The 22,501-nt window shown below is 71.6% G+C and carries 21 protein-coding genes; 10 read left to right on the plus strand and 11 right to left on the minus strand.

The window, feature by feature from the left end:
• Positions 1–144: 144 nt before the first annotated feature.
• The 3 genes from DVR05_RS17785 (at position 145) to DVR05_RS17795 (ending at position 4,269) form a co-directional block, all read left to right on the plus strand.
• On the plus strand, positions 145–906 hold the full coding sequence (locus tag DVR05_RS17785) for a DUF998 domain-containing protein (RefSeq protein ID WP_116247005.1): 762 nt from the start codon (positions 145–147) through the stop codon (positions 904–906).
• A gap of 384 nt (positions 907–1,290) precedes the next feature.
• Positions 1,291–2,913 carry an alkaline phosphatase gene (locus DVR05_RS17790; protein ID WP_198659227.1) on the plus strand — a complete coding sequence of 541 codons (1,623 nt, stop codon included), beginning with the start codon at positions 1,291–1,293 and terminating at the stop codon, positions 2,911–2,913.
• Positions 2,914–3,093: 180 nt separating this feature from the next.
• Positions 3,094–4,269, plus strand: a complete 1,176-nt coding sequence (locus tag DVR05_RS17795; protein ID WP_116247006.1) for an NAD(P)/FAD-dependent oxidoreductase — start codon at positions 3,094–3,096, stop codon at positions 4,267–4,269.
• Positions 4,270–4,556: 287 nt separating this feature from the next.
• On the opposite strand, the gene DVR05_RS17805 is transcribed toward DVR05_RS17795, so the two are convergent.
• Complete coding sequence (locus DVR05_RS17805) at positions 4,557–4,739, minus strand: DUF397 domain-containing protein (protein ID WP_116247007.1); 183 nt, start codon at positions 4,737–4,739, stop codon at positions 4,557–4,559.
• Positions 4,736–5,545, minus strand: coding sequence for a helix-turn-helix transcriptional regulator (locus tag DVR05_RS17810; protein ID WP_116247008.1), 810 nt, complete (start codon positions 5,543–5,545; stop codon positions 4,736–4,738). Before DVR05_RS17810 ends, DVR05_RS17805 begins: the two co-directional genes overlap by 4 nt.
• Positions 5,546–5,907: 362 nt before the next feature.
• Here DVR05_RS17810 and DVR05_RS17815 point away from each other — a divergent pair, with 362 nt between their 5' ends.
• On the plus strand, positions 5,908–6,369 hold the full coding sequence (locus DVR05_RS17815) for an ATP-binding protein (protein WP_116247009.1): 462 nt from the start codon (positions 5,908–5,910) through the stop codon (positions 6,367–6,369).
• 41 nt (positions 6,370–6,410) lie between these two features.
• Here the strand turns inward: DVR05_RS17815 and DVR05_RS17820 are convergent, their stop codons facing one another.
• From DVR05_RS17820 to DVR05_RS17830, 3 genes are all read right to left on the minus strand, one after another.
• Complete coding sequence (locus DVR05_RS17820) at positions 6,411–7,109, minus strand: metal-dependent transcriptional regulator (RefSeq protein WP_116247010.1); 699 nt, start codon at positions 7,107–7,109, stop codon at positions 6,411–6,413.
• A 168-nt stretch (positions 7,110–7,277) separates the two neighbouring features.
• On the minus strand, positions 7,278–8,699 hold the full coding sequence (locus DVR05_RS17825; protein WP_116247011.1) for a selenium-binding protein SBP56-related protein: 1,422 nt from the start codon (positions 8,697–8,699) through the stop codon (positions 7,278–7,280).
• A gap of 237 nt (positions 8,700–8,936) precedes the next feature.
• On the minus strand, positions 8,937–9,149 hold the full coding sequence (locus DVR05_RS17830) for a hypothetical protein (RefSeq protein ID WP_116247012.1): 213 nt from the start codon (positions 9,147–9,149) through the stop codon (positions 8,937–8,939).
• A gap of 115 nt (positions 9,150–9,264) precedes the next feature.
• Here DVR05_RS17830 and DVR05_RS17835 point away from each other — a divergent pair, with 115 nt between their 5' ends.
• Together DVR05_RS17835 and DVR05_RS17840 are read left to right on the plus strand one after the other, a co-directional pair.
• The gene (locus DVR05_RS17835) at positions 9,265–10,176 is read left to right on the plus strand and encodes a LysR family transcriptional regulator (protein ID WP_116247013.1); all 912 of its coding nucleotides are present in this window, start codon (positions 9,265–9,267) and stop codon (positions 10,174–10,176) included.
• Positions 10,177–10,320: 144 nt separating this feature from the next.
• Positions 10,321–12,120 (plus strand): bifunctional UDP-sugar hydrolase/5'-nucleotidase, encoded by a 1,800-nt coding sequence (locus tag DVR05_RS17840; RefSeq protein WP_116247080.1) that lies wholly within the window; start codon positions 10,321–10,323, stop codon positions 12,118–12,120.
• A gap of 53 nt (positions 12,121–12,173) precedes the next feature.
• On the opposite strand, the gene DVR05_RS17845 is transcribed toward DVR05_RS17840, so the two are convergent.
• A complete protein-coding gene (locus DVR05_RS17845; RefSeq protein WP_116247014.1) occupies positions 12,174–12,785 on the minus strand; it encodes a DUF4291 domain-containing protein in 612 nt (203 codons plus the stop codon).
• A 181-nt stretch (positions 12,786–12,966) separates the two neighbouring features.
• On the opposite strand from DVR05_RS17845, the gene DVR05_RS17850 reads away from it, so the two are divergent.
• The 3 genes from DVR05_RS17850 (at position 12,967) to DVR05_RS17860 (ending at position 15,540) form a co-directional block, all read left to right on the plus strand.
• Positions 12,967–14,010 carry a hypothetical protein gene (locus DVR05_RS17850; protein WP_198659228.1) on the plus strand — a complete coding sequence of 348 codons (1,044 nt, stop codon included), beginning with the start codon at positions 12,967–12,969 and terminating at the stop codon, positions 14,008–14,010.
• Between the two features lie 35 nt (positions 14,011–14,045).
• Entirely contained in the window at positions 14,046–14,555 is a 510-nt protein-coding gene (locus DVR05_RS17855) for a hypothetical protein (RefSeq protein ID WP_116247015.1), read from the plus strand.
• Between the two features lie 244 nt (positions 14,556–14,799).
• Positions 14,800–15,540, plus strand: coding sequence for a class I SAM-dependent methyltransferase (locus DVR05_RS17860; RefSeq protein WP_116247016.1), 741 nt, complete (start codon positions 14,800–14,802; stop codon positions 15,538–15,540).
• A 24-nt stretch (positions 15,541–15,564) separates the two neighbouring features.
• On the opposite strand, the gene pabB is transcribed toward DVR05_RS17860, so the two are convergent.
• The 3 genes from pabB to DVR05_RS17875 all read right to left on the minus strand — a co-directional run bounded on the left by pabB (position 15,565) and on the right by DVR05_RS17875 (position 19,153).
• The gene (gene pabB, locus DVR05_RS17865; protein WP_116247017.1) at positions 15,565–17,625 is read right to left on the minus strand and encodes an aminodeoxychorismate synthase component I; all 2,061 of its coding nucleotides are present in this window, start codon (positions 17,623–17,625) and stop codon (positions 15,565–15,567) included.
• 221 nt (positions 17,626–17,846) lie between these two features.
• Entirely contained in the window at positions 17,847–18,347 is a 501-nt protein-coding gene (locus DVR05_RS17870; protein WP_116247018.1) for a hypothetical protein, read from the minus strand.
• Positions 18,348–18,421: 74 nt separating this feature from the next.
• On the minus strand, positions 18,422–19,153 hold the full coding sequence (locus DVR05_RS17875; RefSeq protein ID WP_116247019.1) for a class I SAM-dependent methyltransferase: 732 nt from the start codon (positions 19,151–19,153) through the stop codon (positions 18,422–18,424).
• A gap of 248 nt (positions 19,154–19,401) precedes the next feature.
• Between DVR05_RS17875 and bioB the strand changes: the two genes are divergently transcribed.
• Positions 19,402–20,463, plus strand: coding sequence for a biotin synthase BioB (gene bioB / locus DVR05_RS17880; RefSeq protein ID WP_116247020.1), 1,062 nt, complete (start codon positions 19,402–19,404; stop codon positions 20,461–20,463).
• A 53-nt stretch (positions 20,464–20,516) separates the two neighbouring features.
• Here bioB and DVR05_RS17885 read toward each other — a convergent pair whose 3' ends face one another.
• Complete coding sequence (locus tag DVR05_RS17885; protein WP_116247021.1) at positions 20,517–21,686, minus strand: thiolase family protein; 1,170 nt, start codon at positions 21,684–21,686, stop codon at positions 20,517–20,519.
• A 33-nt stretch (positions 21,687–21,719) separates the two neighbouring features.
• Complete coding sequence (locus tag DVR05_RS17890; RefSeq protein WP_116247022.1) at positions 21,720–22,493, minus strand: acyl-CoA thioesterase II; 774 nt, start codon at positions 22,491–22,493, stop codon at positions 21,720–21,722.
• Positions 22,494–22,501 lie beyond the last annotated feature (8 nt).

Here is a 22,501-nt window from a genome sequence, read left to right on the forward strand (position 1 = left end):
CCTGTCGGGGGATCAATGTCGCTTGCGCATGGCACCACCCTATACCGGAGGCGCGGGGTGGGAGGAGACCGTCTTTCCCGTGCGGGCGCGATGCGGTAGGCAGGGACACGCGGATCACAGGGGCGGACGCGATCGGAGGCACGTATGGACGGCACACGGACCACGCGGGCGCTGCTGTGGGCGGGGGTGGTCTCCGGGCCGTCGTTCGTCGCCGGGTTCCTCGTGGTCGGTGCCGTGCACCTTCCCGACTACGACCCGGTCCGCCACCCGGTGAGCGGTCTGGTCCTGGGCGAGTACGGGTGGGCGCAGACGGTCAACTTCCTCGTCGCCGGGACCCTGGGCCTCGCCTACGCGGTGGGGCTGCGCCGCGCCCTCAGACCTCGTCCCGTGACGGCGCCGGAACGGGCCGCCGGACCGGAGCGCCGCCGGGTCGCGGGTTCGGTGTGGACGCCCCTGGCGGTGGGCGCCTACGGGATCGGGCTATTCGGTGCCGGTGTGTTCGTCACCGACCCGGTCAGCGGCTACCCTCCCGGCACGCCCGACCTGATCGTGTACACCCCCGTCGGCGTGCTCCACGACGTCTTCTCCACCCCCGTCTTCCTGGGCCTGCCCGTGGCCATGGTCGTCATGGCCCGCGCGATGGCCCGCTGGGGGCGTCCCGGTTGGGCCGTGTACTCGCTGCTCACCGCGGTGGTCTTCGTGGTGTGCTTCGTGCTGGCCAGCCTGGGTTTCGCCCAGACGGAGGGGTGGGCGCCCCTCGGCGGGCTGTTCCAGCGGCTGAGCCTGGTCAGCGGACTGACCTGGCTGTCCCTGCTCGGGCTGTACCTGTTGGGCGAGCGGCCGTTCACGGGCCGCCCGCCCACACCGCCTCCCGTCGCCGCCACCACCCGCGTCTTTGAGGACTGAGTGTCCACCGCCGAGCGCCCGGAGGTCGGATGACGGTCCGATCCCCGGGCAGGGGCCGTACCCGCGTTCGAGTCCAATACGGCGTGTAATCATCTAGATTCACACAGTAGCGATCTAGCATGTGGCGGAGCGGGCGGACCGACACCGAACGCCACCAGTGCGGGCACACGGCGTCCCACCAGGACGTCACGCCCGCGGTCGGGACGCACGGCGCACACCGTGACGACCCCCGTGTTCGCGCCACGACGGAGCGTCAGCAGTTCGTCACCACGGCGCCACCAACGTTCACCGTCCGCTGGTTGGGGTGTACCGCATCGCGTGGCCGGATAGTGAACGGCCCCCTTCGCCCCCCGGCGGCGAGCCGTCCCACATCCAGGAGCCCGCATGCCCGACACCCCCGCCCCGTACTCGTTCCCCTCCCCGCTCCCGGACACCGCCCTCCTGGCGTCCTCGACCTCCCCGTACACGACGACCCGCCGTCAGGTCCTGGTCGGCGGAGCGGTCGGACTGGGCGCCGCGGCCCTGGGGACCCTCGGCGGCGCCGAGGCCCGAGCCGACTCCACCCCCCGCTCGCCCCGGATCTCCGAGCCGTTCACCCTGGGAGTGGCCTCCGGCGACCCCCTGCCCGACAGCGTCGTGCTCTGGACCCGGCTGGCGCCCCGACCGCTGGCCGAGGACGGCCGGGGCGGCATGCCCGACTGGCGTGTCCCCGTCCAGTGGCAGGTCTCCGAGGACGAGCGGTTCCGGCGGATCAGCGCCGCCGGAACCGCGCTGGCCGAACCCGACCAGGCCCACGCCGTGCACGTGGAGGTCCAGGGGCTGCGCCCCGGAGCCCAGTACTTCTACCGCTTCCGCTGCGGCCGCGAGATCAGCCCCGTGGGCCGGACCAGGACCGCCCCGGCGCCGGGCGCCCGGGTGGACCGGTTCGCGTTCGCCTTCGCCAGCTGCCAGAGCTACACCAACGGCTACTACACCGCCCAGGCCCACCTGGCCGAGGAGGACCTGGACCTGGCCGCGTTCCTGGGCGACTACATCTACGAGACCGGTGACCAGGGCGAGATCGGGCGCGGCCACCATCCGCCCCGGGAGGTCCGGACCCTGGCCGAGTACCGGATACGGCACGCCCAGTACAAGAGCGACGGCGACCTGCAGGCCGCGCACGCCGCCTTCCCCTGGGCCGTGGTCTTCGACGACCACGAGCTGGAGAACAACTGGGCCGACGACACCTCCTACGGCGAGGACGTTCCCCCCGAACGGTTCCTCCTGCGGCGCCAGGCGGCCTTCCGGGCCTACTACGAACACATGCCCCTGCGCCGGTCCCAGCGCCCGACCGGCCCCGACCTGCGGCTGTACCGCAGACTCCACTTCGGCGACCTGGTGGACGTGCACCTGCTGGACACGCGCCAGTACCGGGACGTCCAGGTCCCCGACGCCGACCGCGACGACCCGAACCGCACCCTGCTCGGAGCCCGGCAGCGCCAGTGGCTCCTGGACGGCCTCACGGACTCCCGGGCACGCTGGAACGTTCTGGCCCAACAGGTGTTCTTCTCCCAGCGCGACTTCGCCGACGGCGCCGCGGTCAACGTCAGCAACGACGCCTGGGACAACTACCGGGTCGAGCGCGACCGGGTGCGCGACCACCTGGCCACGATCGCCAACCCCGTGGTGATCACCGGTGATGTGCACGCCAACTACGTCGCCGACGTCAAGGCCGACTTCGACGACCCGGACTCCGCCACCGTCGCCACCGAGCTGGTCGGGACCTCCTTCACCAGCGGGCGGGACGGGCAGGACCAGCGGCCCACCGACGCCGTCCAGCTCCGGGAGAACCCGCACATCCACTTCATCAACCGCAACCGGGGCTACGTGCGCAACACCGTCACCCCCACCGAGTGGACGGCCGACTACCGGGTGGTGGACTACGTCTCCGCACCCGGCGCCCCCATCACCGACCGCGCCCGCTTCGTCATCGACGCCGGCACCCCCGGCGTGCGCCCGCGAGGCTGAGGCGCTCGGCCGCTCGGCGTCGGATGCCGTCGCGCGGTGGCGGGCGCACGGCGGCCGCGGTCCGGCGCCGACCCCGCGACCGAGGCGGAGGGGTGTTCCCCACCCCGGTGTCCGCGCTCCCCGAAACCAGCGATACGACTATGTGTAGTACTACGCAATGTCGAGAATTTGGGGTCGGGTATGCGCGTGCTCATCGTCGGGGCTGGAATCGCCGGAACGGCGGCGGCCAGGGGGCTCCTGGCCGCGGGGCACGAGGTGACCGTCCTTGAGAGGGCACCGGCCCTGCGTGACACCGGCTGCGCGATCATCCTGTGGCCCAACGGCACCGCGGTCCTCGACGACCTCGGCGTCCGCCTGGACGGGGCGGGCGAACGCATCGAGGCCCTCGCCGTCCACAGCTCCCGCGGACGCCCGGTGATGTCCGTGGACACCGTGCGGCTGGAGGAGCGGTTCGGCGCCCCGACAGTGGGGATCACCCGCCCGACGCTGCTCTCCCGCCTCGTCGAGGACCTGCCCGCAGAGATCTTCCGCTTCGGCGCCCGCTGCGCCCACGTCCACGACGACGGCCGGACCGTGCGGGTGGCGACCGAGGACGGCACCGAGTACTCCGCCGACCTGCTCGTCGGCGCCGACGGCGTCAACTCCCGGGTGCGCGCGGCGCTCTTCGGGTCCGGGCGGAGCCCGGCCGCGCGGCCGACCGGTGTGGCCACCTGGCAGGGCCTCGTCGACGCCCCGTTCGACCTCGGCTCCCGGGCCCTGATGTTCCTCGGCCGGGAGGGCGGGGTCGGGATCAACCCCGCCGGGGAGGGAAAGGTCAACTGGCTCATCGACTTCCGGCTGCGCCGGGAGGACGGCCAGGCCGCCCCGGAGGAGGCGCTCACCCTCCTGCGCCACCGGTACCGGGCGTGGGCGCCGCCCGTCACCCGGCTCCTGGGCGCGCTCACGGCCAAGGACCTCGAACTCTTCCCGCACCGGCTCCACCCCGTGCCGCTGCGGTGGTCGAGCGGCAGGTGCGCCCTCATCGGCGACGCGGTGCACACGATGCCCCCCATCCTGGCCCAGGGCGCCGGACAGGGGCTGGAGGACGTCGCGGCGCTGCTGCGCGCCCTCGACGGGGTCGGCGCCGACGGCGACCCGGCCGCGGCCCTGAGCGCCTACGGTCGCGGTCGCGACCGTCAGGCCGTGAGGGCCGCCAGGTCGGCCACCCAGGGCATCGCGACCTCCGGGCCGCGGACCCTCCTCCAGAGCGAGGCGGCTCTGCGCGCGGCCGTTCTGATGCCCCGCGACACGGCGACCCGGATGTTCGCGAGGATGATCGGCGGGGTCAGCACCCGGCTGTCCGCGTCCCGGCCCTGAGGGGCCGGAACGTCCCGCCGGAAGGACCACCACACCCGCCCCGGCAGCAGCACGAGGGGCGCGGGCGTCACCGCCGCCCGCGAAACGGTAGGCGCGCACGACACCGAAGTCCGTGCGCGCGTGGAGGGTCCGTTCCGGCTCGGGCAGGTCGGCGGGAGCCTCGGCGTACACCTCGACGAAGCGGCCGCGGCCGCGAGCAGTTGGTGGAGCCGCTCGACACCGCGCTGGGTGCGCAAGGGGCTCGGCGCCGGCCGTGGTCGGTCCGACGGGCGCCGAGCCCGGATCGCCTACTCGGCCACGCGTACCGAGGTCACGAGCGCGGCCCACTCGCGGGGGACGAAGCCGAGGTGTCCCAGCTCCCGGTGCCGGGTGTCGCGGACCAGGACGCGCGCCCCCTCTTTGACCTCGACGCACTCGCTCCGTGCGCCGCTGTAGCTGGACTTGTGCCACTCGCCGGTCCGGTTGGTCACTCCAAGCCTCCTATGGCCCTCATCATCACTTCACGCGACGCCACCGGGGGTAGCGCCCACGTCTGCAGTTCCCCGTACACGGAGCTCAGGCGAACGACCACGTCACCGCCGAGGAGTTCGCCGCCGGACGCGTGCTCGACCTGGACCAGGGTGGGGCGGTCCCGGAACTCCAGCAGCCGGAACGCACCGGCAGCGCCACCGTAGTACGGGGTGTTCGCGGGCAGGACAAGGACTCTCGCGGTTCCGTCGGCGTCCAGCGCCAGGAGATGCTCCAACTGCTTCCTCATGACGCCGGGGGATCCGACGCGCGCGTGGACGACCGCCTCGCTGACCACGGCCAACAGGCGGGGGTTGCTCATCTCGCGGAGCGTGTCGAGCCGGCTGACCCGAAGGCGCACGAGTCGTTCGATCTCCTCCTCGGAGTCGAGCGGTCCTCCGTCCCGGAAGATCTGCCAGGCGTACTCCGGCGTCTGGAGCATGCCAGGAATCAGGCCCGGGTTCCACATCTTGATCCCCGAGCACTGCTCCTCGGCGGTCACGATCTTGCGGTGCCAGTCGGGATCGTCCTCCGCGCGCTTCGCCTCCGTCCAGCGGCGCAGGAGGTCGCCGTTCGTACCGAACAGGGCCTCCGCCTCGTTCAGAAAGTCCTGTTTTGGCGCCCGAAAGGCGTTTTCATATTTACTGATGGTTGACGCGCCGTACCCCGTCGCCTTGGCGGCCTGATCGAGTGTGAGCCCCTGTCGTTCACGGAGGCGGCGGAGTTCCTTGCCGAAGGTGACCCATGCTGTCATCACGTTCTCGGGCATGCGGAGAACTTTACAGCAAAGCTCTACTTCCCTGTACTGCTTTCATCAGATGCCCTTCGTTTTCTGGAAAGTCATTGAAGAAGCAGTTGTCGGCCGGGACGATGTAATACCAGCTGGTGGGTGCGGCAGGGAACCATCCTGTCGCATTCCCCCGGTTTTGGGAACCCGTCCCAACCGTCTTGGGTCGGACGCGTGCCGCCGAGGGAACCGCAGGCGATCCGGTTCCGGGGGTGGTGGCGCGGTTCGCCCTTCGTCGGGAGAGGTCAGTCCGGAACAAAAACGACAAATCAGAGAAGCCCCGGCGCCGATTCGACCGACCCGGGGCGTGGTCTCACTTCCGGCGAAACAGAAAGGAAAGACAAATGAACTGTACCGCCCCGGTTCCCGAACCGCCACGGTTGCCCAGGCGCCTGCGCGGAACCCCGACCACCTCCCGGCTCATGGTCGGCTCCGACCCCGGCGACGTCGCCGTCGCCCGACGCTGGGCCGCCCAGGTGACCCACGCCGGAGTCCGCCTGGCGCGGGACGTCACGACGGTGGTGTCCGAGCTCGTCACCAACTCCCACCGGCACACCGCCTCCGGCCTGCCCGGCGGCACCACGCTCATCGAGATCGAACGTCTGCGCTTCCAGCTGGTGGTCCGCGTCACCGACGACGGCCCCCGCCCGGGGGAACCGCACCCGTCCTTCCCCCGGATGCGCGACCCCGAACCGCTGGCGGTCGGCGGCTACGGCCTGCGCATCGTCGACACCCTCGCCCTGTACTGGGACTGGGAGGGCGACGCCGGAGGACCGCTCACCGTCCGCGCTCTCCTCGAACATTGATCCCGGCGCCCTCCAGCGGGGTCTGCGTCCCTCGGCGTCCGCTACTTGGTGTCCGGGGAGATCCACAGCGCTTCGGCGGCCACCAGGCCCAGGGCCTGCGCCCGCTCGGGCACCCCCTCGCCGGGGCGCACGGTGATCTGGATCGACCCGGCGAAGGGCTGGCGCTCGACCACCTCCACGGTCATCCCGATGCCGATGTCGATGTCGGCCAGGTAGCGCAGCAGGTCGGGATCGTTGTCGTTGACCCGGACGATGACCCCCCGGGTGCCCTCCTCGGCGTCGGACAGCAGTACCGACTCACGTTCGACGATGTTCCCCTCCCGGGTGGGGATCGGGTCACCGTGCGGATCCACGACCGGGTCGCCCAGGTGGGCGGCGATCCGGTCGACGAACTTGTCCGACACCACGTGTTCGAGGATCTCGGCCTCGTCGTGCACCTCGTCCCACGAGTAGCCGAGCTCGGCCACCAGGTAGGTCTCCAGCAACCGGTGCCGCCGCAGCACCGACAGCGCCGCCCTGGTCCCGGCCTCGGTGAGGCTGACCGCCCCGTACCTTTGGTGCTCGACGAAGCCGAGTTCGTTGAGCTTGCGCAGCATTCCGGACACGGACGAGTTGGACACCGACAGGCGCTCGGCCATCCCGGAGATCGTCACCGGTCCGGTGCCGCGCTCCTGGAGGTCGTAGATGACCTTCACGTAGTCCTCGGCCGACGTGGACGGCCTGGTCGGTGTGTTACCCATGTTCGTAACCGTATCGCGGTCGCTGGTCAGGTGCCCACGTCCACGCTGCGCGCCTGTGGACAACCCCGAACACGGCCGGGTGCCGCCGCCCGGTCCCCCGGGCGTCGACCGTTCCCGACCCGGTGCCCCCTCACCGGGGAGCCGGCCGGCGGGCGGGACCCGATCCCGTCACCGGTAGCAGTACGAGTCCGAGGAGGCGTCTCCACCGGCCAGGCGTGTCTGGTGGACGCGCCGCCCCGCGAAGTCCCCGTCGTGCGGGAAGAAGTTCTGGTCGACCCGGAGCCCTCCCCTGTCGGTGTCAGCGTCGAGTTTGACCATCCAGGGGTCGATGCCGTCGGGGTGGAACTGGTCGTCCCAGGAGCCGTAGAGGGAGTTCGTCAGGTAGACGCGCCTCCCGTCCCGACTGACCTCGACCATCTGGGCACCTCCCGTCAGCGGGGTCTCCGGCGCCGACGGGTGCGCGCCGCCGTCGACGATCCCGCCCAACCGGACCGAGTCGGTGCGCCGGGGCTCGAAGGGATCCGTGACGTCGTACTGGATCAACTCCCCCGTCCCCCACGCCGAGACGTACAACCACCGGTCGTCGACCGACAGGTCGATGTCGGTGACCAGCGGAGGAACCGCGCCGAACGGCCGTAGCACCGGGGGAAGCCGTTCGGGGTCGGCCGGCTCGGCGGGAACCGTGATCACCTTCCGGACCGAGAAGGCGTCACCGTCGCGGTGCCACAGCCACACCGAGGCCGACAGGTCCACGAGGCTGACGACGACCGAGGCGAATCCCCAGTCCGCCTCCGGATCGTGGGCGGGACGCAGCTCCAGCACCATCTGGTGCTCATCCCCCAGGTCCACGCGCTGCCGGTGCCGGCCGGACGCCAGGTCCCAGAAGTGCAGCGCGTGACCGTACGCGCGCCCGAGCAGGAGCTGCGGATCGAGGCCGTCCTCGACCATCGAGGGGGTGCCCCACTCGCTGGTCACCGCGACGCCGTGGCGCAGATGCCACCAGACGTCGTACGCCAGGCGCTGCGGGCCCCGTCGGGTCTCCCAGGCGCGCAGCACCTCGAAGGTGGTGTGGTCGAGCAGGGCGACCCCGCCGGGTCCGTCGTTGCCGTCCGCGCCGCCCAGGCAGGACAGGAAGACCCCGTCCGGCCCGCAGTGGAGGGTGTGCGGACGGGAGTAACCGGCCCTCTCGGCGAGTTCGGCCGGTTCCACGATCTTGACCAGGCGGGGGTGGGTGGGGTCGGGCCGGGTGTCGAGGACGTACAGCCGTGAGGAGCGCAGCCCGGGGATCAACAGGTACCGGCGCTCGGCGTGCTGGTGCCCCGCGTGAGCCAGCGCGCTGGAGCAGGCGTTCCAGCCGAAGTGGTGCAGTTCGTCACCGAGGTTGGGCATCTCCGTGACGCTGAGTACCTGACCGTAGGACGTCGAGGCCGGGTCGGTGCACACCGTGAACAGGGCGTCGGGACGGTGCGCGGCGCGGTCGAATCCGACGAGGTAGGCGAGCTCCTCTGGGGGCGCCGCGATGGCGTCCGCCGGAGAGCGGTAGATCGTCGGATCGGCGGAACGGCTCTCCGCGTGTGGCGGGGAGGTCATGGGAACCCTCCTCTGCCTCGTTCGCGCGACATCGGTGCGGAGCCCGAGGCTTCCCGGGTCTTCCACCATTGTCCGGCGGTTCCACCGCCTCAGGCAACCGTTCCGGGCCCGGTGCCGTACTCGCCTCTCCGCCGTCGGCCGTCTCCGGCCAGGCCCCGCACCCGAACTCGGGGGACGGACGCCTCAACGGGGGCGTGGCCGTGCCGACGCACGCGGCCTCAACGCCCGCCCACGCCGTCAGGTCGGGCACCGCGACCCGGCCGCGTCCGGGTCCGGGTCCGGTCGCCCCCGGGAGACGACCCGCGCCCCGCCCGGGCCGACCTCGCGGATCTGCGCCGAGCCGCAGGCGCACCGGACCCACACGGTCATCCCCGCGGCCGTGGCGTGCCGGGACAGCACGCTGAACGGCTGGGAGTCGGGCCACCCGCAGTGGGGGCAGTGCGTCGTCATCGGACACCTCGCGTTCCTCGGGTCGACGTTGCGGTCGGTCCGCCTCCAGCATCGACGCGCCCGAGTATCAATGTCCAGGTTGAGTTTTTTCACGCGACCTTGAAGAATTCCCTACATGATCGATCTTCGGCGACTGCGTATCCTGCGGGCCGTGTCCCACTACGGAACGGTCACCGCGGCCGCACGGGCGCTGCACTTCACGCCCTCGGCAGCCTCCCAGCAGATCCGGCAACTCGGACGCGAACTCGACGTCACCCTCCTCGAACCCCACGGCCGAGGCGTGCGCCTGACCCCGGCCGCCCGCACCCTGCTCGAACACGCGGACGCCATCGAGGCGCGCTGGGAACTCGCCGAAACCGATCTGCGCGACCGGTCCGACGCACCCGCCGGGCCACTGAACGCGGCGGCCTTCCCCGTCGCCCTGGCCCGGCTGCTCGCCCCGATGGCCGCCGCCCTGGGCGCCGCCCACCCCCGCCTGGACATACGCCTCACCGAGGCCGAACCGGCGGAGTGCCTGGACCTGCTCTTCCGGGGAGAGGCCGACCTCGCCGTCATCGAGGCCGCCCCCGACATCCCGCCGGTCACCGACACCCGGTTCGACCAGTCACCCCTCATGGACGACGTCCTCGACCTGCTCGTACCCAACGACCACCCGCTGGCCACCCGCACGACGATGCCCCTGGCCGAGGCCGCCGGAGAGGACTGGGTCCTGCCCGCGCCCGGGACGACCTGCCACGCGCACGCGATGTCGGCGTGCGGAGCGGCGGGTTTCACCCCCAACGGCACCCACCGGGTCCTGGACTGGGGCGCGGTCGCCAGCGTCGTCGCCCAGGGGCTGGGGGTCGCGCTCATCCCCCGGCTCGCCGAGTTCTCCCCGCACCTGCCGGTCACCCGACTGCGCCTGGAGGGGACACCCGCCCCGGCCCGCAAACTGATCACCTGCACCCGTGAGGGCGGGCGCGACCGCCCGGCCGTCGCCGCCGCGCTCGCCGAACTGGAGCGCATCGCCCCGACGGTCGCCGCCTGACCCCGAGCCCGCCGCCCCGCCGGCCTCGGCACCCCCAGGGCGTGGAACGTGCACCGTCCGTTCACACGCGCCCACTTCCACCGCACCACCGCGATCCCTAACCTGGATGACTTCGTGACCCCCACACCCCGGAGGTGGACGCACATGGCCGAGGACCCCCGCATGTCCCGACGCGGCGCCATCGGCGCGCTCAGCGCCGCGAGCGCGCTGGCGGTGGCCGGATGGCCCGACACGGCCGCCGCCTCCTCGGCCAGGGACGCCCTCATCACCGTGATGGGCACCTCCGACCTGCACGGATACTGCCTCAACTGGGACTACTTCAAAGACGCGGAGTACACCAACGCCGCCGGCGACCACATCGGCATCGCCAAGGCCGCCAGCCTCATCGAGCGGATCCGCGCCGAGCGAGGCCGCGGCAACACCCTGCTGTTCGACTCCGGGGACACCATCCAGGGCTCCTCCCTGGCCACCTACTACAACACCGTCGAACCGTTCACCGAGACCGGTGAGATCCACCCGATGGCGCGCGCGATGAACGCCGTCGGATACGACGCGGTGGTCCTGGGCAACCACGAGTTCAACTACGGCATCGACCACCTGAACGCCTGGATCGAACAGATGGACGCCCCGGTACTGGGCGCCAACGCCGTCCACCACGGCACCGACGACCCGGCCTACCGGCCCTACGTCCTCAGGCGCATGCACGTGGAGACCACCGACAAGCCGGGCAGACAGCCGCTGGTGGTCGGTGTGCTCGGGCTGACCAACCCCGGCTCCATCCTGTGGGACAGGCGCCACGTCGAGGGCAAGCTGGAGTTCCGCGACCTGGTGGAGAGCGCCGCCCACTGGGTGCCGGTCATGCGGGCGCACGGCGCAGACGTCGTCATCGTCAGCGCCCACTCCGGGGACAGCGGCACCTCCTCCTACGGTGACGACCTGCCGGTGGAGAACGCCTCCGCGATGGTCGCCGAGCAGGTCCCCGGCATCGACGCGATCCTGTTCGGGCACGCCCACCGGGACGTGCCCGAACGGTTCGTGACCAACCGGGTCACCGGCGAGCGGGTGCTCATGTCGATGCCGTCGTACTGGGGACGCCGACTGTCGGTCATGGACCTGGCTCTGCGCCGCGAACGGGGACGCTGGCGGGTGGTGTCTAAGAGCGCGGTGGCCCTGAACGCCAACACGGTCGAGGAGGACCCCCGGGTCGTGGCGGCCGTACAGGACCAGCACGCCACCGCGGTGTCCTACGTCAACCAGGTGATCGCCACCTCGGTGGAGGAGCTGAGCGCGGCCGAGGCGTGCTGGCGCGACACCGCGATCGTGGACTACATCCAGCACGTGCAGACCGAGACGGTCCGCGCGGCCCTTCGGGGCACCCCCGAGGGCGAGCTGCCGGTCATCTCGATCGCGGCGCCGTTCAACCGGTCGGCGGTCTTCCCCGCCGGGGACGTCTCGATCCGTGACATGGCGGGTCTGTACATCTACGACAACACGCTGCTGGCCAGCGAGCTGACCGGAGCCCAGGTACGGGACTACCTGGAGCACGCGGCGCGGTACTTCGCCCGGGTCGCCCCGGGCGAGCGGGTCGATCCGGAGGCCATCACCAACGCGGGCGGCACCCCGGACTACAACTTCGACCAGATCGCGGGACTGGTCTACGACATCGACATCTCCCGCCCGGAGGGCGAGCGGATCACCTCGCTCACCCTGGACGGCCGGGAGGTGGCCGACGACCAGCGGTTCGTGATGGCCGTGAACAACTACCGGCAGTCCGGCGGAGGGAACTTCCCCCACATCGCCGACGCGCCGGTGGTCTACAACCGGCAGGTGGAGGTGCGCCAGGCGCTGATCGACCACGCCACGGCGCGCGGGACCATCGACCCGGCGGAGTTCCACACCGTCAACTGGCGTCTGGTGCGTGAGGGCGAGCCGGTCTTCGAGTGATCCCCGGGGCGGCCGGGGCGCGCCCACCCCGCGCCCCGGCCGCCCCGGACCGGTCAGGCCGTCGGGCGCACGGTCGGGACCAGGTGGTCCAGGGTCCCGTCGGGCACCGGGTAGGGGCGCTCCTCGGGCAGCCGCGCCGCGGCCTCCTCCACGTCGCCCGCGCGCACCAGGGCGTGGATCCGGTGGGTGAGCGGCGTGACGTCGGTGACGCCCACGATCCACTCGTCGGCGTAGCGGTGGGAGGCCAGCCCCGACAGCCCCAACTGGAGGGAGCGGTGGTCGAGCGGGCGCAGACGCAGGTCGCGCTCGGGGTCCCACTGCACCCGCGCGGGGCTCGTCCGGAGCCGCGCGCGCCAGGCGTCGCGGTCGGGGTGGACCCGGGGGTCGAAGTGCGACAGGCAGGCGTTGCGCAGCGCCCACTCGAAGCCCGCGCGGGTGATCTCCACGGCCAGGACGGTCTCCTGGTTCTCCTTGCGACCCCATCCGCACCGATAGGCCATCCACAGGTACGAGGGTTTGATCCAGGTCATCCGTCCGCGTCTCCACGTCGACGGGAAACGGCCCTCCCGTGCGGCGGGTCCGCCGATGGCGGGCGCGTATGCCTGGTACACGGTGACCGTCTCGTCGGTGAACCGGGCACGGATCTGGTGTCGGGGGATCTGCATGGCGGAAAGCCTGGCGTCCTCCCTGGTCGGAGGGCAAACCGTTTTCGCTGTACCACGCCGCCTCCGTGGCCGCTGTCGGCCACACGGGTGGTGGCCGACAGCGGTGACTGGTAGATGTTGGGTCACCTTCGCGACGCCCCTCACGGGCGATGCTCGGCCTGTCCTCGCCCCCAGGAGCGTCATGGACACGAACCCGCGGTCTGCGGGGACGGTCTCCGACCAGAACCGTAACCCCGCCCTGGGCCTCGTGCTGACCTGCCTGGGCTGGGCACTGCGTATTCTGGGCATGATGGTGGCCTCTAGCGGATACACGCTGGTCAGGCCCTTGGTGACCGAACCGGGCGAGGCCGTGGCGGCCCTGCCCTCATGGTTGCGCCTGGTGATCCTGCTCGTGGTCCTGGTGTTCGGGGGGCTGCTCTTCGGCTGGTCCTATCCCCTCCTCGTGCGGGGAGCCCGGCACCGCGCCAGGACCATCACCTCCTTCGAGCAGCTCGCGGGGGTGCGCTACGTGCTCTACCTGCGGTCCTTCGCCCTCGACACCCAGATGGCCCGGCCCACCCCCCAAGCTCCCGGATTCCTGATGGGTTCCCCCTTCGAGGTCCCAGGACGGACACAGGAGGAGTTCCTGATCCGCCAGGTCTCCCACCTGGGCCGGGTCATCGCGGTCGGACAACCAGGGGAGCGCCTGCCCCTGCTCGGAGCCCAACGCGGCTACCTCCCCCTCGACGACTGGCAGGACACGGTGAGCGCGCTGATCCAGGGCGCCCACGTGGTGGTGATGTCGGCGGCCCAGGGGCCGGGGACGGTCTGGGAGTTCACCGAGACGCTGCGGACGCTCTCCCCCATCCGGCTGGTGCTGTTGGTCAACTGCACGACCGAGGAGTACGACACGTTCCGCGCCGCCGTCGCCGAGGAGTACGCCGCCAGGTCGGACCGGGAGGCGGGTCCCTTCCGGGAGGGGGCGTGGCCACCGCTCCCCCGACTGCCGGACCTGCCGCCACCGCGCACGCGCACGCGGAGAAGCTGGGACCTTCCGCTCAGGGCGAGCATCGTCTTCGACCACGCCTGGCGGGCGACGCTCATCCCCTTCGAACCGGTCGTGCCACGCGTACGTCTGATCTGGACCGTGCGCCGACTGGTCCGCCGCGAACTGAAACCGGTACTGGGTCCCCTGTCCCGTCTGCCCCCGCCCGCGCCGCCCTCTCGGGGGCGGACGTACCGCTGACGCGAACCGCCCCCCGTGGAAGGACATCCGCTCCGATGGACGATCTCGATCGCAGGCTCTGGAACGACGACATCGGTCCGACGGCGTACGCGAACCTGGGGGAGAAGTACCAGAACGCGGTACTCGACCAGTACAAGACCTACGTCGAGATGGCCGACCGGATCAGTGCCCGGCGCAGCCTGACCAACACCTTCTTTCTGACGTTGAACTCCGCGGTGGTCACCGCCCTGGCGACACTGGCCGGACCCGCCTGGCACGACGTCGCGGCACCGCTCCTCGCCGCCGGGCTGGTCATCCTGCTGACGCAGTGCCTGACCTGGTTCTTCACGGTGCGCTCCTACCGGCAGCTCAACTCCGCCAAGTACACCGTGATCGGCGCGTTGGAGAAGAGGCTCCCGGCCCTGACCTACTCGGAGGGGGAATGGCTCGCCCTGGGCGAGGGCCGAGACTGGCGGAGGTACCTACCGCTGACTCAGGTGGAACAGAGCGTACCGCTCATCTTCGCCGCCAGTTACGTCCTCGGCTTCCTCGCCCTGCTGCTGTGACAGCAGACCAGATACGCGGCTCCTCGTGGGCGTCCGGGCGGCCGGGGGCGAACACCGCCCTCATCTGCGCGAACCCGACCCCCGCTCGTACACCGAGCCAGAACGGCGTCCACATCTTCGTGGCTTACGCCACTACGGCGGCTCTCCCGGTGTGCGCAAGACTGCCCGGCACAGGCTGCGGCGCGTCCTGAGGGCGGGGACCGACGCCACAGGGACATCACCAAGCACAGGGGAGGACAACCCGGTGAGCGTGCAGCAGTACGACGAGATCGGTGAGGCGTTCGAGGGCTTCAAGGCCCTGCCGTTGGCGCACTACGCGGAGGTGCCCAGCTTCCTGGCCCTGGTCGGGGACGTGCGCGGAAAGTCGGTCCTGGACCTGGCCTCCGGCACCGGCTTCTACAGCAGGGAGTTCAGGCGGCGCGGCGCCACGCGGGTGCTCGGGGTCGACATCTCCACCGAGATGGTCGCCGTCGCACGGGAGCTGGAGGAGCGCGATCCGCTGGGCGTGCGCTACGAGGTGGGCGACGTGTCCGAGCTGCGCCCCCTCGACCGCCGCTTCGACGTCGCCCTGGCGGTCCAGCTGCTCAACTACGCCGAGGACGTCGCCGCCATGGAGCGGATGTGCCGCAACGTGCACCGGAGCCTGGTGCCCGGAGGCGAGTTCTTCGTGCTCGCCCAGAGACCCGACTACCGCTTCGACGGGCCGCCCCTGGACAAGTACGGTTTCCGCACCGAACTGACCGGTGAGCAGGCCGAGGCCGGACCACGGGTAAGGACCACGGCGCTGCTCGACCCGCCGGTCACGTTCGGCGCCACCTGCCCGCGCCGGGAGGTCTACGAACGGTGCCTGCGGGCGGCCGGGTTCGACGAGCTGACCTGGGTGCCGTTGGAGGTGTCCGACGCCGGGGTGGCCGAGTACGGCGCGGACTTCTGGGCGGACCTGCTCGACAACCCGCCGCTGGAGATGCTGCGCTGCCGCGCCTGACCGACGACCGGACGCCTTCGGAGGTCAGCGCGCACGTGCGGGCACGGCGGCCTTGAGCAGCATCTCCTCGTACTCGTCGGCGGGGTCGGAGTCCAGCACGATCGCGCCCCCCGCGCCGATCGTCAGCTCCCCGCCGGCACGCACGGCGGTGCGGATGACGACGCTCAGGTCGGCGGTCCCCGAGTGCGACAGGTAGCCCAACGCCCCGGAGTACACACCCCGCGCCGACGACTCCAACCGGTCGATGATCTCCATCGTCCGCAGCTTGGGCGCACCGGTCATCGACCCGCCGGGGAAGCAGGCCCGGACGGCGTCCAGGGTGGTCACGTCCGGCCGCAGCCGCCCCCGCACGGTGGAGACCAGCTGGTGGACGGTGGCGTAGGACTCCGTGTACATGAACGCGGGCACCTCCACACTGCCGACCTCGCACACCCGGCCCAGGTCGTTGCGGAGCAGGTCCACGATCATGAGGTTCTCGGCGCGTGTCTTGGCGCCCGTGCGCAGCTCCTCGGCGGCGCGGCGGTCGGTGTCGGGGTCGGGGTGGCGGGGGGCGGTGCCCTTGATGGGACGGCTCTCCGCCACCCGGTCGGCGTCCACCCTCAGGAAGCGTTCGGGTGAGGCGCTCAGGACGCTCACCGGCCCCAGGCGCAGCAGGGCCGCGTAGGGGGCCGGACTGGCGGCGCGCAGCCGCCGGTACAGGTCGAGGTCGTCGGAGGCGTCGTCGGGGAGCCGCACCCGGTTGGTCAGGCAGATCTCGTAGCTCTCCCCCTCGGTGAGGTGGCCCAGGCACTCCTTGACGTCGGTGACGTAGTCCTCGCGGGGGCGCTCCAGGTGGGCGCCCAGGTCCACGGCCGGTCCGGCGGGCGGGGGCGGAGGCACGGGGGGCAGGGCGCAGAGCGTCCTGAGGGTGTGTTCGGCCCAGGCGTGGGCGTCGTCGGCGTCGTCGTGCACGACGTAGGTGCGGTCCTCGGCGTGGTCGACGGCGACGAAGCGGTCGCAGCGCATCCACACCGCGTCGGGGGTGGGCGAGGTGTGGGTGTTGGCGGCGCCGCAGTCGGCCTTGAGCTCGTAGCCGAAGTAGCCCACGTGCCCGCCGGTGAAGTCGAACGGCAGATCGGTGGGGGCGGTGGGGCGGGTGCGCCGGTCGAGGACGTCGAAGATCGTGCCGGGTTCGCGCCGCTCGGAGCCGTCGGCGTCGCGGACGCGGACCTCGCCGTCGTCGACGCGGTAGGTGAGGATCTCGCCGGTGGCGGCGCCGAGGAAGGAGAAGCGGGCGGTCCCCTCGGGGCGGGAGCTGTCCAGCCAGAACGCGTACTCGGCGGCGCCGTACAGGTGGGCGAAGGCGGCCTCGGTGTCCACCGCGTGGTCGAGGACGTGTACGCGGGGTGCGTGCGGTTCGGGCATGGCGGGTCTTCGAAGCCGTCCGGTGACGGCGGACGCGGCGCCGTCCAGGGTCGGGGCGGTCCCAGGGGTGGTGCGCCCTCGTCCGGCGGTTCCTGTCCGCACGAGGGGGCGGGCCAGCCGCAGGAAGTTGGCGACCAGGTCGGCTCCGGCGTCGCTGGCGATCGACTCGGGGTGGAACTGCACGCCCCAGCGTGGGAGTTCCCGGTGTTCCAGGCCCATGACCACGCCGTCCTCGGCCCAGGCGGTGGCGGTCAGCGGTGCGGTGAACGGCTCGGGAACGGCCAGGGAGTGGTAGCGCACGGCGGTCAGGTCCTGGGGCAGCCCCTGGAAGAGGCCGCGGCCGGTGTGCCGGACCCGGGTGAGGTGGCCGTGGCGCGGGACGGGGGCGGCGGTGACGTCGGCTCCTGCCAGGTGGGCGATGGCCTGGTGGCCCAGGCACACGCCCAGGACCGGCAGGTGGGTGCGGGCCAGCAGTTCGGGCACCCGGCCCAGGTCACGGGGGTTGTGCGGGCGTCCGGGGCCCGGGGAGACCACCACGGCGTCGAAGGCGGCGGGGTCCAGTTCGTCCCAGCGGACGTCGTCGTTCGTGAGCACCTCGGGGGACTCGCCCAGCACCCGCGCCAGCAGTTGGTGGAGGTTGTAGGTATAGGAGTCGTGGTTGTCGATCAACAGCAGGCGCATCAGGGAAGTCCGAGGTAGAGGGGCCGCAGGCTCGGGGTTCGTCCGGCCTGACCGAGGTCCGCCCGGGACCTTGGCTCCGGCGTGCGCTCCCGAGGGCGTGTGGGACCGGACCCGATCGCGCCCACCCCGGCCGGATGGGTGACCGAGCCGATGACCAGCGTATCCGCTGTGTCCCCTGTGCGCGTATCGTCCCTCCTGCCGGTTGTGGTGACGGTACGCGCTCACCTGGCCCGGTCTCCCCGCCACCCGGGCGCCACCCACTCCGCCAGCGCCTCGAAGTCCCTCGCCGTGAGTCCTCTGGCCGGGTCCACCCCGTACAGCAGCGCGGGTCCGGCGTGCCACAGGTCGACCCAGTCCCGGTCGGCGTCGGTGATCTCGTCGTCCACCCAGGCGAACGGCCGGCCGTCAGCGTACTCCACGACGCCGGGGGTCTTGGCGTGCACCGGCCCGGGTGCGCCGTGGTCGGGGAACTCGCACACGGGAAGTCCCGGGAGCCCGATACGGGGGGCGATGTGGACGTTGGCGTCGTGCCCCCACGTGGTGGCCCACACCAGGTCGTAGGGCAGCGCGGCCAGGGCCGCTCCGTGTCCGTGGTTGAGCAGCACCTGGAAGCCGTTCGCCCGCCACCTGCGGTAACCGTGGCGGTAGGCGGCCCGGTGGCTGCCCGCGTAGGGGTTGAGGGGGCCGTCGACGTCGATGAACAGCAGGGGTCGCTGGTCCATGTGGGTTCTCGTCCGTTCCTCGCGGGGGTGGGTGCCTCGTGCGCCGGACCGGGCGCGCCCGCCGGGGCGCCGGGTCAGGCCGGGCCGTAGACGCTGACGTGGAGGGGACTCGATGCGTCGAACCGCTCCCCGTTCCACCCTCCCGACCTCTCGACCAGGCGCAGACCGGCCAGTCGGGCCATGAGATCCATCTCCGACGGCCAGATCAGGCGGCAGGAGATGGGCTCCAGCCTGATGCCGTCGGCGCCGAGGCTCACGTGGTTCTCGTCGAGGATCTGCGTGACGTGGTCGTACTGGTTCACGTCGAGGGTCACCGCTCCCGCGGTGAGGCGTTCGACGTTGACGAACCGCTCACCCCGGATCCACGCCCAGGGCGGTGCGGCCTCGACCACGAACACCCCGCCCTCGTCCAGGTGGCGGGCGGCGTTCCGGAAGCACGCGATCTGACCCTCCTGGGTCAGGATGTTGTAGACGGTGTTGTAGACCAGGTAGACCAGCGGATAGGTCCTGCCGGTGGTCTCGGCGGCCATGTCACCGACGATCACGTCCAGGTCCGCGCCCCCCGGCTTCTCACGCAGCCTGGACACCATGTGCGGGGAGAGTTCGATGCCGTCGACCCGCACACCGTGTTCGGCGAGTGGGAGCGCGACACGGCCGGTCCCGATCGCGAACTCCAGGGCCCTTCCGTGTCGTGCGTACCCGGCCAGGAAGGAGGCCGCGGCCTCCTCGTCGCCACGGAGGTGGTCGTCGTAGCGTCGCGCGGTGTCCGGTCCGAAACTGGTCTCGGGGTGGAAGCCTTCCATCATGGGCCGCCAGTCTTCCGACCGACGCCGGAGGCGACAACCCGTTTTCCCGGCGGCCGTGCGCGGAGCCGTCCCGCGCCGCGGCTGGTGCCGATGCCGTCCCGGCGGTACCCTGACCAGCCTCCCCCGCGGGGTGTCCCTTCCGGAAAGGGGCGGGGCCGGGAAACAGCCGACGTGTACAAGACTTCGGCCGTGATTTTGGCGGGTTCGACGGATGCGCTCCGCGCGAGGAACACTCCAGGATCGTCACCGTGACGACTTTCCACTCTCTGGCCGACAAGGCCCTCCGACGTGAGACGCCCACCCGCGACGAGCTTCGCCAGGTCCTGAGCAGCTCCGACGACGACCTGATGGATCTGGTCGCCGCCGCGTTCCGGGTCCGGCTGCGCTACTTCGGCCGCCGGGTCAAGCTCAACTACCTCGTGAACATGAAGAGTGGACTGTGCCCGGAGGACTGCTTCTACTGTTCACAGCGGCTCGGCTCCGAGGCCGACACCCTCAAGTACACCTGGCTCAAACCCGACCAGACCCGTGAGGCGGTCTCCGCCGGGGTCGAGGCCGGAGCCAGCCGGGTGTGCCTGGTCGCCAGCGGGCGCGGCCCCACCGACCGCGACGTCGACCGCCTGGCCCCCACCATCTCCGACATCAAGTCCGAGTTCCCCGGGGTCGAGGTGTGCGCCTGCCTGGGCCTGCTCTCCGACGGCCAGGCCGACCGCCTGCGTGAGGCGGGCGTGGACGCCTACAACCACAACCTCAACACCTCCGAGGAGCGCTACGCCGACATCTGCACCACCCACGAGTTCTCCGACCGGGTGGAGACCGTGGAACAGGCCAAGCACGCGGGCCTGTCACCCTGCTCGGGACTGATCGCGGGAATGAAGGAGAGCGACGACGACCTCATCGACGCCCTCCTGGCCCTGCGCGACCTGGAGCCGGACTCGGTGCCGATCAACTTCCTCATGCCCTTCGAGGGAACCCCCCTGGAGGGCACCTGGGAGCTGACCCCCCAACGCTGTCTGCGCATCGTGGCCGCCGCCCGCTTCGTCTTCCCCGACGTGGAGGTGCGCCTGGCCGGTGGCCGCGAGATCCACCTGCGCTCCCTCCAGCCGCTGGCCCTGCACATCGCCAACTCGATCTTCCTTGGCGACTACCTGACCAGTGAGGGCCAGGCGGGCAGGGCCGACCGGGAGATGATCGAGGACGCCGGGTTCGAGGTGCAGGGCGCCGGGGAGCCGACCCTGCCCAAGGAGCGGCACGACCTGCTCAGGGCGCGCCAGCGCGGCGCCGGAACCGCTCTTCCGCCCAACGCCTGACGGAGGCGGCGCCGCAGGGCCGACCGCCCGGTCGGCCCTGGAAGGTGTCCGGGTCAGATCCGTTCGACGACGGTCGCGTTGGACAGTCCTCCCGCCTCGCACATGGCCTGGAGCCCGTACCGGCCGCCGTGCTCGTGCAGGGCGTGCACGAGCGTGGTCATCAGTCTGGCGCCACTGGCCCCGAGCGGGTGCCCGATCGCGATGGCGCCGCCGTTGACGTTGACCCGGTCCGGGTCGGCGCCGGTCTCCTCGGCCCAGGCCAGGACGACGGACGCGAACGCCTCGTTGATCTCGAACAGGTCGATGTCGTCCATGGACAGCCCGGCGCGGTCCAGAACCTTGCGGGTCGCGGGGATGACCGCGGTGAGCATGTGGAGGGGGTCGTCCGCGGCCACGGCGAAGCTGTGCAGCCGGGCCAGGGGCGTCAGGCCCAGGGCGGCGGCGGTGTCGGCGCCCATGATGAGCACGGCGGCGCTGCCGTCGCTGAGCGGGCTGGCGTTGCCCGCGGTGACGTTCCAGGTGATCTGCGGGAAGCGGGCGGCCGTGGCGTCGTCGCGGTAGGCGGGGCGCAGGGCGGCGAGCGTCTGCGGGGTGCCGCCCTCGCGGATGCCCTCGTCGGTGGTGAGCCCGTTGACGGGGACGAGTTGGGTGTCGAACGCGCCGCGCCGGGTGGCGTCGGCGGCGCGGGCGTGGCTGGTGAGCGCGAACTCGTCCATCCGCTGCCGGGAGACGCCCCAGCGCGCGGCGATGAGTTCGGCGGCGATGCCCTGTCCGACCAGGCCCTCGGGGTAGCGCTCGGCGAAGCCCTCCCCCAACGGGTCGGCGGATCCGGCCAGGTTGGCGCCCATGGGGACGCGGCCCATCGACTCGACCCCGGCGGCGACGGCGATGTCGTAGGCGCCGGCGATGACGCCCTGGGCGGCGAAGTGGACGGCCTGTTGGCTGCTGCCGCACTGGCGGTCGACGGTGGTGGCGGGCACGGATTCGGGGAACCCGGCGGCCAGGAGCGCGCGGCGGGTCATGTTGGCGGCCTGTTCGCCGTGCTGGGTGACCACGCCGCCGATGACGTCGTCCACCAGGGCGGGGTCCAGGCCGGTGCGTTCGATGAGGGCGCGGAGGCTGTGGGCGAGCAGGTCCACGGCGTTGACCTCGTGTAGGGCGCCGGTGGGTTTGCCCTTGCCGACGGGGGTTCTGACTGCGTCGACGATGACGGCTTCTCGCATGGCGGTGTCCTTGGCGTCGGGGTGGGGTGTGGGTCAGGTCCGGATGAGGCGGCGCAGTTGGCGCCCCTGGGCGGCGAGGTGGCCGTCTCGGGTGTGCAGGGCGGTCTCGTCGACGCACAGGTCCTCGGACGCCCAGACGGTGCGGTGACGGATGAGGTACCAGGGTCCGTCGGGTCGGCAGGGTGCCAGATGCACGGACAGTTCGAGGGTGGGCACGGGGGCGGGTCGGTCCCAGAGGGCGAACAGACCCGGCGGCATGGCGTCGATGAGGATCAGGCGGGTGGCGTTCTCGTCCAGGTGGCCGATGTCGGCGGCCTCGGGCGCCAGCCGCACCCATGCCTCGTAGGAGGGTTCGGTTCCGGAGGTGAGCGGGAGGGCGCCGCTGAGGGGGCGGATGTCGAGGTGGCGGCCGAAGTGCACGATGTCCTCGGGCGGGGTGAAGCGGTCCAGGGAGTCGGGGTCGGGCCGGTTGGTCGGGGGCGGGGCGTGGTGCGGCCAGACCGCCGGCGGGGAGTCCGGCCCGTGGGTCTGGCGGATGAGCGCGGTGGCCAGGCCGTCGATGGTGGCGGACGAGGCGGCCGAGCGGCCGCCGCGCAGCGTGTGGACGCGGATGTCGAAGGTTCCGGGTGGGACGGGGTCCAGGAGGTGGACGGTGACGGAGCGGGGTGTGGCTCCGCAGACGTCGGCGGCGGCCTGTTGCATGTGGGCGGCGACCAGACCCCCGTGGGTTCCGCCGAATCCGGCCCAGTCCGGGGTGAACACGGCGCGTCGGGTGGCCCCACCGACATCCTGACTATGGATTTCCATAGTCAGGA

The sequence above is a fragment of the Nocardiopsis sp. FIRDI 009 genome, from assembly GCF_003386285.1.
Lineage (GTDB): Bacteria > Actinomycetota > Actinomycetes > Streptosporangiales > Streptosporangiaceae > Nocardiopsis.